Source organism: Bdellovibrio sp. HCB337, from assembly GCF_047302465.1.
Taxonomy (GTDB): Bacteria; Bdellovibrionota; Bdellovibrionia; order Bdellovibrionales; family Bdellovibrionaceae; genus JACMRP01.
On record NZ_CP178621.1, the window covers coordinates 2,719,023 to 2,733,805 of the forward strand.

The 14,783-nt window shown below is 45.7% G+C and carries 14 protein-coding genes; 8 read left to right on the forward strand and 6 right to left on the reverse strand.

The features are described from left to right. Nucleotides 1–3: 3 nt before the first annotated feature. The 5 genes from ACLWBB_RS13100 to ACLWBB_RS13120 are packed head-to-tail and all read right to left on the reverse strand — an operon-like array spanning nucleotide 4 to nucleotide 5,829. The gene (locus ACLWBB_RS13100) at nucleotides 4–1,239 is read right to left on the reverse strand and encodes a type II secretion system F family protein (protein WP_413287979.1); all 1,236 of its coding nucleotides are present in this window, start codon (nucleotides 1,237–1,239) and stop codon (nucleotides 4–6) included. 1 nt (nucleotide 1,240) lies between these two features. Further along, the gene (locus ACLWBB_RS13105) at nucleotides 1,241–2,290 is read right to left on the reverse strand and encodes a hypothetical protein (RefSeq protein WP_413287980.1); all 1,050 of its coding nucleotides are present in this window, start codon (nucleotides 2,288–2,290) and stop codon (nucleotides 1,241–1,243) included. Then, entirely contained in the window at nucleotides 2,290–4,005 is a 1,716-nt protein-coding gene (gene pilB / locus ACLWBB_RS13110; protein WP_413287981.1) for a type IV-A pilus assembly ATPase PilB, read from the reverse strand. The genes ACLWBB_RS13105 and pilB overlap by 1 nt, the downstream gene beginning before the upstream one ends. Nucleotides 4,006–4,040: 35 nt before the next feature. Continuing rightward, nucleotides 4,041–4,904 carry a hypothetical protein gene (locus ACLWBB_RS13115; RefSeq protein ID WP_413287982.1) on the reverse strand — a complete coding sequence of 288 codons (864 nt, stop codon included), beginning with the start codon at nucleotides 4,902–4,904 and terminating at the stop codon, nucleotides 4,041–4,043. After that, nucleotides 4,891–5,829 (reverse strand): bifunctional riboflavin kinase/FAD synthetase, encoded by a 939-nt coding sequence (locus tag ACLWBB_RS13120; protein ID WP_413287983.1) that lies wholly within the window; start codon nucleotides 5,827–5,829, stop codon nucleotides 4,891–4,893. Before ACLWBB_RS13120 ends, ACLWBB_RS13115 begins: the two co-directional genes overlap by 14 nt. Before the next feature lie 57 nt (nucleotides 5,830–5,886). Between ACLWBB_RS13120 and ACLWBB_RS13125 the strand changes: the two genes are divergently transcribed. From ACLWBB_RS13125 to ACLWBB_RS13145, 5 genes are all read left to right on the forward strand, one after another. After that, the gene (locus ACLWBB_RS13125; protein WP_413287984.1) at nucleotides 5,887–7,755 is read left to right on the forward strand and encodes an ATP-binding protein; all 1,869 of its coding nucleotides are present in this window, start codon (nucleotides 5,887–5,889) and stop codon (nucleotides 7,753–7,755) included. Next, a complete protein-coding gene (locus tag ACLWBB_RS13130) occupies nucleotides 7,752–9,161 on the forward strand; it encodes a sigma-54-dependent transcriptional regulator (RefSeq protein WP_413287985.1) in 1,410 nt (469 codons plus the stop codon). The genes ACLWBB_RS13125 and ACLWBB_RS13130 overlap by 4 nt, the downstream gene beginning before the upstream one ends. Nucleotides 9,162–9,260: 99 nt before the next feature. Next, on the forward strand, nucleotides 9,261–9,998 hold the full coding sequence (locus ACLWBB_RS13135) for a TIGR02147 family protein (protein ID WP_413287986.1): 738 nt from the start codon (nucleotides 9,261–9,263) through the stop codon (nucleotides 9,996–9,998). After that, complete coding sequence (locus tag ACLWBB_RS13140) at nucleotides 9,995–10,465, forward strand: hypothetical protein (protein WP_413287987.1); 471 nt, start codon at nucleotides 9,995–9,997, stop codon at nucleotides 10,463–10,465. Before ACLWBB_RS13135 ends, ACLWBB_RS13140 begins: the two co-directional genes overlap by 4 nt. A 137-nt stretch (nucleotides 10,466–10,602) precedes the next feature. Beyond that, the gene (locus ACLWBB_RS13145; RefSeq protein ID WP_413287988.1) at nucleotides 10,603–11,085 is read left to right on the forward strand and encodes a hypothetical protein; all 483 of its coding nucleotides are present in this window, start codon (nucleotides 10,603–10,605) and stop codon (nucleotides 11,083–11,085) included. Nucleotides 11,086–11,094: 9 nt separating this feature from the next. Here ACLWBB_RS13145 and ACLWBB_RS13150 read toward each other — a convergent pair whose 3' ends face one another. Further along, the gene (locus tag ACLWBB_RS13150; RefSeq protein WP_413287989.1) at nucleotides 11,095–12,822 is read right to left on the reverse strand and encodes a DEAD/DEAH box helicase; all 1,728 of its coding nucleotides are present in this window, start codon (nucleotides 12,820–12,822) and stop codon (nucleotides 11,095–11,097) included. A 260-nt stretch (nucleotides 12,823–13,082) separates the two neighbouring features. Between ACLWBB_RS13150 and ACLWBB_RS13155 the strand changes: the two genes are divergently transcribed. From ACLWBB_RS13155 to ACLWBB_RS13165, 3 genes are read left to right on the forward strand one after another with little or no spacing between them, the layout of a single operon-like run. Next, complete coding sequence (locus ACLWBB_RS13155) at nucleotides 13,083–13,352, forward strand: helix-turn-helix domain-containing protein (protein WP_413287990.1); 270 nt, start codon at nucleotides 13,083–13,085, stop codon at nucleotides 13,350–13,352. Between the two features lie 48 nt (nucleotides 13,353–13,400). After that, nucleotides 13,401–13,706: a helix-turn-helix domain-containing protein gene (locus tag ACLWBB_RS13160; protein ID WP_413287991.1), complete on the forward strand. Its 306-nt coding sequence runs from the start codon at nucleotides 13,401–13,403 to the stop codon at nucleotides 13,704–13,706. Continuing rightward, nucleotides 13,703–14,611, forward strand: coding sequence for a hypothetical protein (locus ACLWBB_RS13165; protein WP_413287992.1), 909 nt, complete (start codon nucleotides 13,703–13,705; stop codon nucleotides 14,609–14,611). The genes ACLWBB_RS13160 and ACLWBB_RS13165 overlap by 4 nt, the downstream gene beginning before the upstream one ends. Nucleotides 14,612–14,783: the final 172 nt, after the last annotated feature.

The following is a 14,783-nucleotide window of genomic DNA, read 5'->3' on the forward strand; positions in this document are numbered from 1 at the left end:
GCTTTAGCCTCCTCCAACGATATCACCCATACTGAAGATTGGCAGATACATCGCAATAACGAGGACCGCGATAATACCACCCAAGAACACCATCATCAGAGGTTCGATCAAAGACGTCATGGCCTTAACCGCAGTTTCTACTTCATCTTCGTAGAAATCCGCGATTTTTCCCAGCATCACGTCCATAGTACCAGACTGTTCACCGATGGCGATCATTTGCACCACCATCTCAGGAATAACTTTTTCTTTAGCAAGCGGCGCCGAGAAACTACGACCCTGAGTCACGGACTCTTTACTCTTAATCAAGATTCCTTCGATCACACCGTTGCCCGAAGTTCTTGCGGCGATTTCAATCGCGTCGATCAAACCAACCCCTGAAGACAACAGCGTCGAAAGAGTACGGCTCAAACGAGCAATCGCTGACTTCAAAGCCACTTCACCAACAACAGGGATTTTCAAAACATAACGGTCAAAGTTCGCTTTGCCCTCTGGCGTATCCAAGTAATACATAATTCCGTATGGAATCGCAAAAGCACCACCGATAAAGAGATACCATTTCTGAACTAATAAATTACTCAGAGCCACAACCGCTTGGGTCAAAGCTGGCGGTGCTTTTCCGGCAGAGCTATAAAACTCATTGAACTTCGGAATGATGAACACCAAGATACCGGCGATAACGACCCCGGCAACAACCAAGATCACAGCTGGATATACCATCGCACCTTTTACTTGGCCTTTAATCTTTTCGGATTTCTCCATGTAGATCGCCAAACGATTCAGAATCGAGTCCAAGATACCGGCCTCTTCACCCGCTTGGATCATATTCACGTAAAGGCGGTCAAAAACTCCCACCGTTCCGGCCATAGAATCTGCTAAGCGCTTCCCGTTCTCGATAGAACTTTTTACTTTTGCAGCAGCATCACGTAAAAGACCCGGGCGCAAACCTTCAGATAGAATTTTCAACGCATCCACAACCGGAATACCGGCATTGATCAACGTCGCAAACTGACGAGTAAAAATCTGTAAGTCTTTGGTTTTTACTTTCGGAGCAAACAAACCACCGCCAGTAGGTCTTTTAACCCCAGCGCGGACACCGCCACGACCTGCCGCTGCTAGACGTAGTGGAATCAGTTGCTGTGCTCTGAGACGCACACGTGCTTCGTTCTCATTAGCAGCTTCAAGTTCTCCTTGAAGAGTTTGTCCTGCCATATTTTTAGCTGTGTATGCAAAACGTGCCATACTAGATGCCTACCTTCTTAAGAAGTTGGTCAAGACCATCCGGATCGTGTGTCACTAAAAAGGCCTGCTTGATATCGATACGACGGCGAATTAAAAGTTGCAGTAAGGACTGATTCAAAGCAAGAACTCCGCTAGTCTCTTGCTGGGCATTCAACAAGCCTTCAACTGAAGACAGCTGCCCTTGCCCGATTCCAGATTTCACTTGTGGCGTATTCAAAAGCATTTCAAAACCCAAAATCGTATCGTCAGACAAAGATGCCATCGGATGCTGTGACATTGCGAGTTTCAAATGCTCTGCAAATCTCCATAGAGAGTGCGGATTTGGTTTTGTCGAAATAAGCTCAAGACATTTATGAAATGCACTCATGAGTGAGTTCGAAGCAATCGTCATCAAAACCATTTTGCCTTCATCGCAAAGATCCATAGCTTGCGCCAAAGATTTTGCAGTGACGGTTTCATGCAAAACAACAACATCCGCGCCCGAGAACAATCCATTTTCACCGGCATCGTCAACTGCGGCACTTTGATAGACAAAACTTGCCTTGTCTTCAGGAATACCAGGGAACGCTTGTCGCGAATAAACCGCGCCATGAAATGCATGATCTTTATTTAAACGAAATAGCGTCTGCGCTAAAGTATTTGTCTTATAGGGATGAACGGGACCTGCCAACAAGATCAAACCCTGACGGCGGCTGACAGTTTCCAAAAATACATTTGGCAAACTCAACTCAGTCTCGAAAACATTCAAAGGTTCAAAACAGAAATGCGCTTTAAAGCAATCATGGCTTTGGAAAATACTGTAAGAAGTACGAAAGCCGTCTGACATTTGAGCACAGCCTTCAAGACTGCCTTCGCGCTCTAGACGCTGCATTTGGTCCGATTTTAGCAAAGCTTTTAAAACTTGGTTCCACTCACTGAGCAGAACTGGAGAATCACCAAGACTTACCCAGCTTTTTTGTATGCGGCATTTAGCTTCACTTCCCAAGACTAATAAAAGCTCTTGAGATCTGCGCTTTCTAGCCTCAGCAAAGTAGTTGGTGGTTGCGTTCATTAGATGTCCTTCACGGATGAATTTAAGACTTCTTCAATCGTGGTCACACCACGTTTAAGTTTTAACAAAGCACTTCGGCGAAGTGTACGCATACCTTGCTCACGAGCAATGAAACGCAATTGCCCTGCAGAGGCGCCTTTCAAGATGGCGTCTTTGATTTTTTCACTCATCGACATAAGTTCATAAATCGCCGCACGGCCTTTGACTCCTGAACCATTGCAAGTCGCGCAGCCGCGGCCTTTAAACAGTTGATATTCAGGAATTTCATCCGGGTGAATGCCAAGATTCACCAATGTTTGAGGAGGAACCTCAATCGGAGCTTTACAGTTTTCACAAATCTTACCGACTAGACGCTGAGCTACGATCAAGTTCACAGTCGCCGTAATAATATACGGAGCCATGCCCATCTCAGTCAGACGCACGATCGTTGCTGGCGCATCATTCGTATGCAGGGTACTTACGACCAAGTGACCTGTAGAGGCCGCTTTAAAACCGATCTCTGCAGTTTCGAGATCACGCATCTCCCCCACCATGATGATGTCGGGATCTTGACGAAGGAACGATTTTAGCGCGCTCGAGAAATCCAGCGGCGGATTCAAATCCGGATTCATTTGAACCTGATTAATCCCTTCTAAGTTGAACTCGACAGGATCTTCGGCAGTACTGATGTTCACGTCAGCCTTATTTAATTCCGCAAGGGCAGAATAGATCGTTGTTGTTTTACCAGAACCCGTTGGACCGGTAATCAACACCATGCCCTGAGGCATGTTGATCATATGCTTAAAGAGTTTTAAGTCGTCCTCCTCAAAACCCAGCTTCGTCATATCCAATTGCAAATTCGATTTATCCAAAAGACGAAGAACGACCTTCTCTCCAAACAAAGTTGGCAGAACGCTTACGCGGAAGTCCATCTCTTTACCCTTATTGGTACGAATTTTCAAACGACCGTCTTGAGGACGGCGTTTTTCAGCGATATCGAGCTTCGACATAATTTTAATACGCGAAGCAATCGCAGCCGCAGATCCAGAGGGAGGCGCGGTTGCTTCGATCAATCCACCGTCGATACGGAAGCGTACACGATAACGTTTTTCATAAGGTTCAAAGTGAATATCTGATACACGACGTTTGATCGCATCGGCCAAGATCGCATTTACGAATTTGATAATCGGTGCATCTTCACCACCGCCGCCTTCGTCGATGATCTCGACATTGGCTCCGCCACCGACACCGAATTCTTCGTCTTGGGTTTCTTGCGACATCGAGTTCAGCGCTTTAGCACTGATCAAGCCACCATAGTTTTTATCAATGGCAGAAGCAATCGCGACCTCAGTACCAACAACGGCCTGAATACGATGACGAGTGATGAAACGTAAATCTTCTTTTACAACGATATTACTAGGGTCTGCAAAAGCGACGACCAAAGTGGTCCCGGCTTTTTGGATGGGGATCAGCGTGTGTTTGTCGCAAATCTCGCGCGGCACTAGACTGACGACGCTCGCATCAATTTCGAAAGTATTTACTTCGACGCCAGGTACCTGATAGTACTTTTCAAGAGCACGAAGTATTTGATTATCTTTCAGAAAACCTAAGCCAATGATAATTTGACTCAGGCGCGCACCGCCGGATTTCTTTTGCTCTTCAAGAGCTTGATTCAACTGATCTGGACGTAACAGACCTTGTTTAACAAGGATCTCACCAATTTTGAGTACAGACATGAGAATAGTCTATAGCTTGGTGACGTTTTTTGTAACTAGACGGAAGAAGGGTTTTTTAGGGAAGGTAAAATGTCACTGAAGCTCTCAAAGTAGTCTTCATAAGTGATATATTGCTGTGGGAAGAGTTTCTTCAACATGTCGACATCCAACTGAGCCTGGACTGCCAGTCCAGACAAGGTTTTTAAGTCCGCGCGCTGTGCCTCTTCCAAAAGTTGGTTATGAGCAGAGCACTCGGAGATATCCACAACCACTCCGCCGGTTTTCATAAAATTAAAATAGGACAAATCCCCCAGAACAGTACCATTGTCCTGCATGTTAATCGTATTGAGCATCAACGAGCCCGGTTTTTCCTGCACAGTCAACGTATCAGCAGGAACGGCCTCGATACTAACACCCAACAAATAACGACGTAGGAGGGCCACTTCTTTTTGAAGTTTCTCTTCATCCACATCAACGATGCTGACCCGGGAATAGCCTAAACTCACCATTGCTGCGACCGCTGCACGCCCTAAATGACTAGCACCAATGACATAAGAATGAAGACTAATATCCAGGTCTCTGAAGCGACTTACAATCAAAGTACGAAGGCTGTCATACACAAACAAACGCGGCCACCACTGCCCGTTATCATAAACCAAAGAGTCCGCTACTTGTAACCAACGTGCATGAGTTGGCAACTGCGGAAAATGCTCTAGCACGATTGCAGATTGTTCTGGCGGAACTCGCAACAACAAAGCACCCTCTTGCACATAAGGAAGCCACGTCGGAAGTTCTTGAAAATTACGTTCCTTCAGAGCTACGCACTCTGCTTGCCAATTACGACTTTGAAAATAATGATTCAGGTGCTGCCCTGAAAAACTTAATTGATCGGTCACTTCCAGGATCTTACCTGTTACCATGGAAGTATCCTTTTGCCTGCTGAATGTCGGCATGAATTTGCGTCAGCAGTTCTTTAACGCCCGAGAATTTTTTCTCGTCACGAAGATACTCAAGCAAGTCCACTTGGATCTCTTGCCCATAAATATCTTCATCAAAATCAAAAATATGAGTTTCAGTTTTAATCGGCGGATTGGTTTCTCCGTGGAAGGTCGGATTAAAACCAATATTCGTAATAGATTGATACGTTCTATTTCTGAGGTGAGTCTGCGTGATGTACACTCCCCGGCGCACCAGAAAGTCCACTGTCGGAGTCATGTTCGCCGTCGGCACACCAATCGTACGCCCGCGCGCGTCCCCGTGATGAACGATACCTCGCAAATAATAATTTCTTCCCAAAAAGGAATAAACTTTTTTAAGGTCGCCCAGTTTAAGTTCATCACGAATTTTCGAAGAAGAGACAATCAGCCCGCCTTCTTCTTGCGCCGGCACAACAACAAGCTTAATGCCTTTTTCCTTACAAACTTTTTCAAGATAGGAAATGTCGCCCTGACGATTCGAGCCGAAAGAAAAATCATACCCCACAACCAGCGCCTTCGCCTTCAACTTATCAATGAGATAAAATTGCACAAAGTCCGATGCTGAAAGTTTGGCAAAGTTCTGGGTAAACTCTTGTTCCACCATGTGGGTGATACCCAAGCGATCCAGCTGATCTCGTTGGTCACGAAGATCAAAAAGGCGTTGGATTTTGCGCTCGGGATACAATACAGAGACTGGATGCGGGTAAAAAGTAAAGACCACGATTGGCAGCCCCAGGCCTTTGCCCTCTTGGACCGCCTGTCGTAATAGCTTTTGATGGCCTAAATGGACCCCATCGAAGTTCCCAATGCTGACAACAGAGGCGCTCCAGTCCTGGGGAAGCTCCTCAACACCCTGAAATATCTGCATAGAGCCTATCTTACTCCATAAGTTGTTTTAATTCTTGAATTTTTAGCAGAATTTGCTATGTTGCATCGCGTGAAAGTCACCCACTTTTTTAGTCGATATGAAACTCTTGCGAAGCTTCTGGTCCGTCGTCGTGCCTTTTGGCTTCGCACACTGCTGTGCTGGGTGATCGGAGTCACCGCGCTCTCTAGCGATGAGGGTAAATCTTTTGACCAACGTTTTAATTTGCGTGGCGATCAAAAAGCCTCTTCCCAAATAGTTCTTATTACCATCAAGCAATCCGATTTTACCTCCGTCTACGAGAAGCGGACGAACTCGATCGCAAACGTCAGCGAATTGACAGACATCACCGACAGCTTTTTCTGGAATAAAGAAATCTGGCTGAACATGCTCAGGAAAATTCTGGTGCAAGAACCAAAGTCCGTCGGTGTGACTTTGTACTTTGGTATCAACGTCGGTGACGTGCATGTAAATCGCATCGAGGAAAAAACCTTTAAAGATCCGCGCATCATTTGGTCGACAAGCACGAACAACTTTGAACGCCTGTACGAGCCGCTTTTCACAAACGATGCCCATGACAATATCGCCAGTAATGATCTTCGTCGTGACGAAGATGGCGTGATCCGCCACATCTTTGAACAAAGCGATGTCGTGCCTCACTTGGTCGAGAAGATTACTCAGAAACGATTTCCTCACTCGCGCACGGGGATCAGTATTAACTACCGCGGTACAAGCCGCGTCTTCACTCAGTATAGCCTTGCGGAAGTTCTGAATGATGAAGTTCCTGAAGATGCGTTTAAAAACAAAATTATTTTGATTGGTGCTGAGACCAACTCGGGTCAGCAGTATATGACTCCGGTGGGGGCGCTTTCCCGTACCGAAACTTTGGCACACATCACGGATGACCTTTTGGGTAACAAATGGATCCGCACGTTCAGTTTTGGTATTTATGCTTTGATGTTCCTGGGACTAGCGCTGCTAGCGGTCTTTATCATCATGCAATACCCACAGTCTGTCGCGTTGGTCTTTATGCTGTGGTTGGCTCTTTCAATTGCCGCTCTTTCGGCGTGGGTCTTTGATACTTTCTATATTTGGCTTCCGGCTTTCTCTCCGTCGATTTTATTGTTGGCGACGTGGGTGATCTTTATCGGTTATCAAGCAAACCGTATCGAGCGCATGAACTTCCGTTTGCAACAAGAGCAGAAATATCTGGCGGAACTTGAGCAACTCAAAAACAACTTCGTCAGTCTGATCAGCCATGATTTAAAAACACCGATTGCAAAAATTCAGGCAATCGTGGATCGACTGCTGACCCAACACACCAATCCTGAATTGCAAGAGGACTTGAAGTCCTTACGGGGCAGCGGCGATGAACTGAATCGTTATATCCAATCTATTTTGAAGGTTCTACGTGTCGAGTCGCGTGATTTTAAACTCAACAAAGAAGTCGCCGACATCAACGAAATTATCGAGGAAGCTATTCAACAGCTTCGTCCTTTGGCTTTCGAAAAGAACATCCGCATTCAAACAGAGCTCGAACCCATGTTCTCGGTCGAATTCGATACCGTTTTGATTAAAGAGGTTTTGGTCAACCTGATCGAAAATGCGATCAAGTACACTCCTCGAGACGGTCAGATTGCTATTTTTTCGAGCGAAACAGAGGAATCTATTTTCGTTAAAGTGAAAGACAACGGGGAAGGTATCCGCCCTGAGGATCTTGACACTGTTTGGGGCAAATTCACCCGCGGTAAAGATCAGGATATGAAAACCAAAGGAACGGGCCTTGGTTTGTATTTGGTGAAGTATTTTATTGAACTACACGGTGGCCGTGTGAATCTCGACAGTAAAGTGGGCTCAGGAACCACCGTGTCATTTACCCTGCCACTAAGTGATGATACAAGCGAGAGCTTGCAAGAGGTGACGCTATGACAAATATCTTAAACACTCTGATTGTTGACGATGAGGCGGAACTACGCCGTTCGGTGATTTCGATCTTAAAAACAGCAATTCCAGATGTGGAATTTGTTATCGACGAAGCCAGCACCGGCAAAGAAGCCCTTGATAAAGTTCGTAACCAAGCTTGGGACTTGGTTTTGATGGACGTAAAAATGCCCGAGATGAATGGTCTTGAGGCTTTGGCTGCCATTAAAGAACATGATCCACGCACTTTCGTAGTTTTGATGACCGCACATAGCAATCTGCAAGACGCCGTCACTGCGATCAAAGATGGCGCTTATGACTATGTTGAAAAGCCTGTGAATCCACAACGCCTGACTGAAATCGTACGCACTTGCTTGGAAGCTCGCGAGCTTGTTTCTAACTTGGCTTTGTCGAATCCCATTTTTGACGACGACATTGAAAGTGATTTCGTCGGTCACTCGCAAAAAATGCGCGAGGTTTTCAATTTGATCTATCGCCTATGCAAAGTCGACACGACGGTTTTGATCCGCGGTGAAAATGGAACTGGTAAGGAGCTTGTTGCTCGCGCAATTCACTTCAACTCGCCTCGTAAGAGTGGCTCCTTCATGGCGATTAACTGCGGCGCGATTCCTGAAACTTTGATGGAGAGCGAGCTTTTCGGTCACGAAAAAGGTGCCTTCACCGGTGCTGTCGAGCGTAAAATCGGTAAATTCCAAATGGCTAACAATGGCACCCTCTTCTTGGATGAAATCGGCGAGTTAAAACCCGAAATGCAGGTAAAACTTCTTCGTGTACTTCAAGAAAAGAAATTCACTCCTGTGGGTGGCACGCGTGAAGTAAAAACCAACACACGCATTATTGCGGCTACGAACCGCAATCTTGAAAAGATGATGGAAGACATGTCTTTCCGTGAAGACTTGTTCTATCGCTTAAACGTGATGCCGATCTTCTTGCCGCCTCTTCGTGAGCGTACAGACGACATCCCCGCATTAGTTCAACACTTCATTAAAAAACTGGCTCCGCAACACAACGCTGCGATCACTGCGATCACTCCAGAAGCTCTCGAGATGTTGAAAAAATACCGCTGGCCGGGAAATATCCGTGAACTTGAAAACGTGATCGAGCGCGCGTTCATCGTCGAGAACTCATCACAAATCACGGTTGCAAGCCTTCCAGAAAACATCCGCGAGACCAAAGAGGCAACTCCGAAGTCAGCGCCTTTGGGCTATGCGGGACCTCTGGATTTTGACGCTTTCAAAGATCAGATGGAAAAAGACTTTATCGTGAGCGCTCTAAAAGCCAACAACGGCCGCATCAATCAAACGGTGGCGCAGGCGAATATTCCAAAGAACACATTGCTTCGTAAGATCCGTAAGTACGGCATCAACGTGAAAGACTATACGAGCGAGGACTAGATTCTCCTAGGGTGTTCCCAATTTGGGAACACATCGTTCCAAAATCATTTGCTTTCAGTACCAGCATCGGGGTATTCCCGTCTCCGGGACTGAAAGACTATGATGAATGAACTTCTAAAATCAGAATTTTTACGTCGTAAGCGCGACAACAAAAACTATTCGTTGCGTGCCTTTGCCGCCTATCTGGAAATTCCAGCAGGAAGACTTTCCGAGATCCTTTCTGGCAAAAGACCCGTCAGTAAAAAAATGAAAGATAAGCTCGCACTACGTCTGGGGCTAAAGGGTCTTGATGAGCTTATTGAAAATCCCGTTCCAGGCGCCAGTTTTTCCAATCGTGATGACTATCACTTCTTAACCGACGACGTTTTCAGTGTTTTGGCTGATTGGTACCACTTCGCTATTTTATCGCTGGCCGACACTAAAGATTTCCGTCACGACCCCAAGTGGATTGCAAAACGCTTGAATATCTCGGCGATCGAGGCCACAGAGGCTCTGGCAAAGCTTAAAAAACTGGGCTTGATTGAAATCATCAACAACAAATTCAAAAAGACCAATAAAAATGTCAGCACTTCCAGCGACATTCAATCCCAGGCTTTGCGCGTATCGCATCGCCAGAGCATTGAGCAAGCACTCTTAGCCTTGAATGAAGTACCTTTTGAATTGCGGGATATTACCAGTATCACTATGGCGATTGACCTTAAAAAGATCGCCATCGCAAAGAAAATCATTAAAGAGTTCCGTTTAAGAATGTCAGACGTTTTAGAGTCCGGCGCGCAAACGGAAGTTTACAATTTAAATATTCAACTCGTTCCAGTATCAACTCGGAGAAAACTATGAAGCCTATTTTAACACTTGGATTGAGCCTCTTTGTTTCATTGAGCTTTGCATCTGCCGGTCAAGACCGCGGCAATGGTGGTAGCGATGGCTATAAAAAGCTAGTCTATTGCAACTCGGCCAACGGGGACTCCTTTCCTGCAGTTACATTTTATGGGGCAAACTTTTATAATGGTGCCATTGTGCATGCGACTCTATTTTTAGGAACAGACACTGCACAGACAGAAGAAGTATCACTCACCTACGATAGCGGAGAGAAAACACTTCCCCCAAAAGAGTCAGTCAATTGTGGTGGGGATTGTTCTTGGTACGAGGAGAACTTTGAGCTTCTGCTGAGCAATAGCTACAAACTCAAAGTAAGTTTCCGACAATACGAACCTCAATATGAGCCTTCGGGTCATGGTGAACTTGTAGTAGGCACAAAAAGTACCTCTTTAAAGTGTACTATGCAAAAAGGCATCGGGAACTGAACGACGATCGGCTTTTGACCTCTATAGATCTCGACACTCGGCGTGGTCCAAAAACCTCTAAAATTGGACCACTTGACTCGAATTTTCCCCGGTGCCATCGTTAGCTCTGATTTTACAAATTACCGATCGGAGACACGATGAAACTAATCGCATTCGTAGTGATCAATTTGGCCTTTGCCTCTTTCGCACAAGCTTCTAACTCTATTAGATTTGATAAAAAGTTTGAAAATTTCGACGGCTCTGAAACTTACGTCAACCCACGAGTTCTTTTCGCCGGCGAGAGCCTTGTTCCTGCGGAAGTTTACAAAGCCACCCGCGCAACAGGCGATGGAGGCTACTGGTACGACGCTTGTGTTGATTTCACAAATAGAACGTCTCAAACATCAGAAATTGTATGTAGAGAACTCGGCTTTTCTAAAGTCGTTGGTCTTAAGCAAGGAAAAGTTTCTTCTGCGCAATCTGCCTTTGCATCTGCGGGCAATGGAGTGAATGGCACCTTGGACTCTATCGAAGAGTATCAAGGCAAGTATCCTGTACAAGGTGTTGGCAGCTACGGAAGGCCATTTACTCTTTATTGCGCCTATGCAGCCTCGGCTATCACCGAACTCACTTGTAAGTAATAGGCATTTCTAATCTTCGAAAATCTTCTCGCGGATCGCCCAAAAGTGTTTTTGCTTGCGGGCGACGACGAACATCGGCTGGCGGAACAAGGTTTGATTCGCAAACACATCATCAATGCCGTGAATGTGAATTTTCTTCTCTGGCAATCGACTGTGCATACGTACAAAATTAAAATAGAATACGCGGCAGTCTTCGCTGCTTCGTAAGTAGAAGTACTCTTTCAAAGGCTGAGCGTCGGCATCGTAGTAATGCACCTCTAAACGCTCATTCCCCTTTTTGTCGTAGCTCTTTTTGAAGGCCATGCTATCGACCCTCATCACATGGGCGTCTTTTAAAGCCATCGCCTCTTTCAAACGTTTATCAGCGTCGACAAGGACATGCTCGCACTTACGACAACTACGGGCTGCAATGTCGTTTTCCTCGCCGCATTTATCGCATCTTTTGAAACGGAATAAGAAACCACACTCTTCGATCTCACGCGTGTGCGGATCTTCGAAGCCGCCTTTGCATTTACGTCCATAATGCTCGGTAATATTGCCCTCGGCGTCGACCAGGCCCCAAAAGTTGTTCACGACCCCACATTGCGGGCATGGAATCGGCACGACCACGGATTTGCTATTAGGACGGTCCTCATCGACTTCTGGAGAAAATAGATCATGCCCTTGCCCCGTATAGTCCAAGATCAAACAATCGCTCTTACCGGGGCTTAAACGTAAGCCACGGCCTACGATCTGTTGATACAGACTCACGGACTCGGTCGGTCGCAAAATCGCAATCACATCCACATGGGGCGCATCAAAGCCCGTCGTCAAAACCGATACGTTCACCAGGTATTTAAGCTTCTTTTGTTTGAAGGCCTCGATGATCTCGTCCCGCTCCCGGTCCTCAGTATCACCAACAACCAACGCCGATACATAGGGCGGCAGACTTTGCATGATTTCGATCGCATGATTCACCGAGCTTGTGAAAATCATCACGCCCTGGCGGTCCTTTGACATCTCGAGGATGTTTTTAATAATCAATGGCGTAATGCGCTTTTGATCTTTGAGTAAAGCCTCAACCTGCGCCATCACGAAGCTTGTCCCATTTAGCTTCAAGCTTGAAAAATCATAACATGCCACCGGCGAATCGATCTTAAGCGGTGGTGTCAGATATTTGTCTTTGATCATGGTCTTGATCGAAAGCTCATAGATGCATTTCTTAAAGAATCGTTCTTCCGTCGTTTGCTGAAGCTTTTGAGGAGTATTGTACTGGTAGAGCCACCCCAGCCCCAAACGATACGGAGTTGCCGTTAGCCCCAAGACACAAAGCCCTGGGTTGATTTTCTGAAGCTTTGAAATCACCTGCAGGTACTGAGTTTCCCCTTCGACTGAAACACGATGGCATTCGTCGATAACGAGCAATGAAAAGTTCTCGAAAAATCCTTCAGGAGCCCGAGCAATAGACTGGATGCTCCCGAAGATAACTTTTTGATCCATCTCTTTCCGATTTAATCCCGCAGAATAAATGCCCGCCTCGAGGCCAAAGGAAATATACTTGCTGTGATTTTGCTCTACCAACTCCCGAACGTGCGCCATGACAAGCACACGGCCCTTTGCTATTCGGGCGAGTTCGGCAATGACCAAACTCTTCCCAGCTCCGGTCGGAAGCACGACGATAGCTGGAGATTTCTCTTCCCTGAAATGTCGGAGCGTCGCTTGGACAGCCTCTTGTTGGTAAGGGCGCAGTTGGTACATCAAAATAACCTAGCAGCTCGTTGGAGTGCGGCAACGAAAATATATACCACAGGGGGCCGTAGGGGCCACAAACGTAAACAAAAGCTTGATTGTGGACGTATCCGTCGTAAATTTACGGCACCCTGTAAACGTCCTAAACAGGGATTTTGGCCTTAAAACCAAAATATCGACAAACGAAAGCTGGTATGGATGTCGCATTATGAGCCAAATGAGGGACCCCTATGGTTTGAGGGCCCCAAATCGTAAAGGCGGAATGTAAAGTGGATTTATCAAAGTTCTTAAAAGACAAAAGAAAGCTCGCGGGTCTTTCTCAAGGCGCCGTGGCTAAAAAGCTTGGCTATACTAGCCCTCAATTCGTTAGCAACTGGGAACGTGGTTTATCACGCCCACCGGTTCCTACACTTCGTAAAATCGCGCAAATCTATAATATTTCGATGAACGAAATGTTTGATGTGGTTTTGCAAACTACGATTATCGAAGTCAAAGCTGAGCTCACTGAAAAGTTTTTTAAACAAGGAAAATCAAAGTAGACCATTCAGGGTCTACTTTAGCGCCACGGCAACAAGGAGGAGAAAAATATGAGACTTGATATGTTTTTTCCAAACCAAAACCGTCATGTAAGGTTCTTGATGGGCCTTTACTTAAATAGAAAGCGCAATGAACAGGGTCTCTCTCTTCAAGAAGTAGCATCTCAGGTGGGCCTCACTCCGCAATCTTATAAACGTATTGAATCCGGCGGCAAAAAAATCGACGACACTCTCTTTGAGAAAATTCAGTCTCTAATTGCGATAGAGCCAGAAGACCTTAATGAGATCCGTCGAATTGCTGCTATTCGATTTGTTAACGATCTTTCCAAAGCATTTGCTTCAAACTACCCACTATGAAAACTAAAAAAACACCCCAAACTACTGACGAATCTAAAAGATTGCGCGAAGTTATTCGCGAAATCGGACTTCCTTTGCGCCGTTTGCAGGACGTTATCTTACTAACTCCTGAAGAGTGCCTTACTTGGTGGAGCAATAAGGAAGCAAACCATACTGTGAACCCTAATGCTTTTAGCCGTTTGACTGAAATCGTAGCTATTGGCGAAAACCACCTTTATACAGGCGACTACGACCGTGATCTTGCTCGTAAACGCATGATGGGTGACTATCTCTCTCTGCCACACCGTTATGAGGACAACCAAAATAGCTTTCTTAGAACTTCAGCCCATATTATTCGCTATATTGTCCTTACTCGTGGTCAACACTTCGCAGATCAAATTCTATACAGCTTGAATGTTTCACCGATGCTCTATGATAACTTAGACGTTCGCATCAATCTGACTTACTTTGCGGACCTCTTAGAAGCACTCTCTAAACACGGCTTTCAGCAAGAAGAGTTGGATACTTTGGCAAGTGTGATTTTCTTGAGTCTTCAGGAAACAAAACTTGGGCAAAGTTTCAAAGAGTCTGAAAACCTTTTTGATATTTACAAAACTCTGGCAACAAACTTTGACTATTTTGATTCGAACTTTGAATACAAAAGTCGCTTCGTTGGCAAAAAGTACATTTTGAAAACCACATTGCCTTTGACCCAACACCCAGAATTGAAAGGCAGCCCGCAAAAGATCAAGCGTCTTATGCGTTATCGCCGTCTTCTATCGGCATGGTTCCCATACCTCGGAGGAATGGCACCACTCTTCCCGAAGACGGAAGTTGTGCGCTTCTCAGACGACGTGGTTGAGACTCAATATGTATTTGATTTAAAACAGCACGCCATGCGACCGACGAAACTGCTAGTCGTTTAATTTTTTAAAAAAACCAAATCCCGTAGAACCTGCGTCCAGCAATGCGCTGCTGGACTTATCATGTTCCTCCATACTATTTTCAATGGAACAACATAAAATGCGGACAGATTCTGTACCTGAGTGACTCTATACACGCCATTAACTGATTTTTGACTCACTCAGGGATAGACAA

What these genes read in the sequence shown, in the direction of transcription:
- ACLWBB_RS13100 (WP_413287979.1), bottom strand. Translation starts at nt 1,239, where the DNA reads ATGGCACGTTTTGCATACACAGCTAAAAATATGGCAGGACAAACTCTT.
- ACLWBB_RS13105 (WP_413287980.1), bottom strand. Translation starts at nt 2,290, where the DNA reads ATGAACGCAACCACCAACTACTTTGCTGAGGCTAGAAAGCGCAGATCT.
- pilB (WP_413287981.1), bottom strand. Translation starts at nt 4,005, where the DNA reads ATGTCTGTACTCAAAATTGGTGAGATCCTTGTTAAACAAGGTCTGTTA.
- ACLWBB_RS13115 (WP_413287982.1), bottom strand. Translation starts at nt 4,904, where the DNA reads ATGGTAACAGGTAAGATCCTGGAAGTGACCGATCAATTAAGTTTTTCA.
- ACLWBB_RS13120 (WP_413287983.1), bottom strand. Translation starts at nt 5,829, where the DNA reads ATGCAGATATTTCAGGGTGTTGAGGAGCTTCCCCAGGACTGGAGCGCC.
- ACLWBB_RS13125 (WP_413287984.1), top strand. Translation starts at nt 5,887, where the DNA reads ATGTTGCATCGCGTGAAAGTCACCCACTTTTTTAGTCGATATGAAACT.
- ACLWBB_RS13130 (WP_413287985.1), top strand. Translation starts at nt 7,752, where the DNA reads ATGACAAATATCTTAAACACTCTGATTGTTGACGATGAGGCGGAACTA.
- ACLWBB_RS13135 (WP_413287986.1), top strand. Translation starts at nt 9,261, where the DNA reads ATGATGAATGAACTTCTAAAATCAGAATTTTTACGTCGTAAGCGCGAC.
- ACLWBB_RS13140 (WP_413287987.1), top strand. Translation starts at nt 9,995, where the DNA reads ATGAAGCCTATTTTAACACTTGGATTGAGCCTCTTTGTTTCATTGAGC.
- ACLWBB_RS13145 (WP_413287988.1), top strand. Translation starts at nt 10,603, where the DNA reads ATGAAACTAATCGCATTCGTAGTGATCAATTTGGCCTTTGCCTCTTTC.
- ACLWBB_RS13150 (WP_413287989.1), bottom strand. Translation starts at nt 12,822, where the DNA reads ATGTACCAACTGCGCCCTTACCAACAAGAGGCTGTCCAAGCGACGCTC.
- ACLWBB_RS13160 (WP_413287991.1), top strand. Translation starts at nt 13,401, where the DNA reads ATGAGACTTGATATGTTTTTTCCAAACCAAAACCGTCATGTAAGGTTC.
- ACLWBB_RS13165 (WP_413287992.1), top strand. Translation starts at nt 13,703, where the DNA reads ATGAAAACTAAAAAAACACCCCAAACTACTGACGAATCTAAAAGATTG.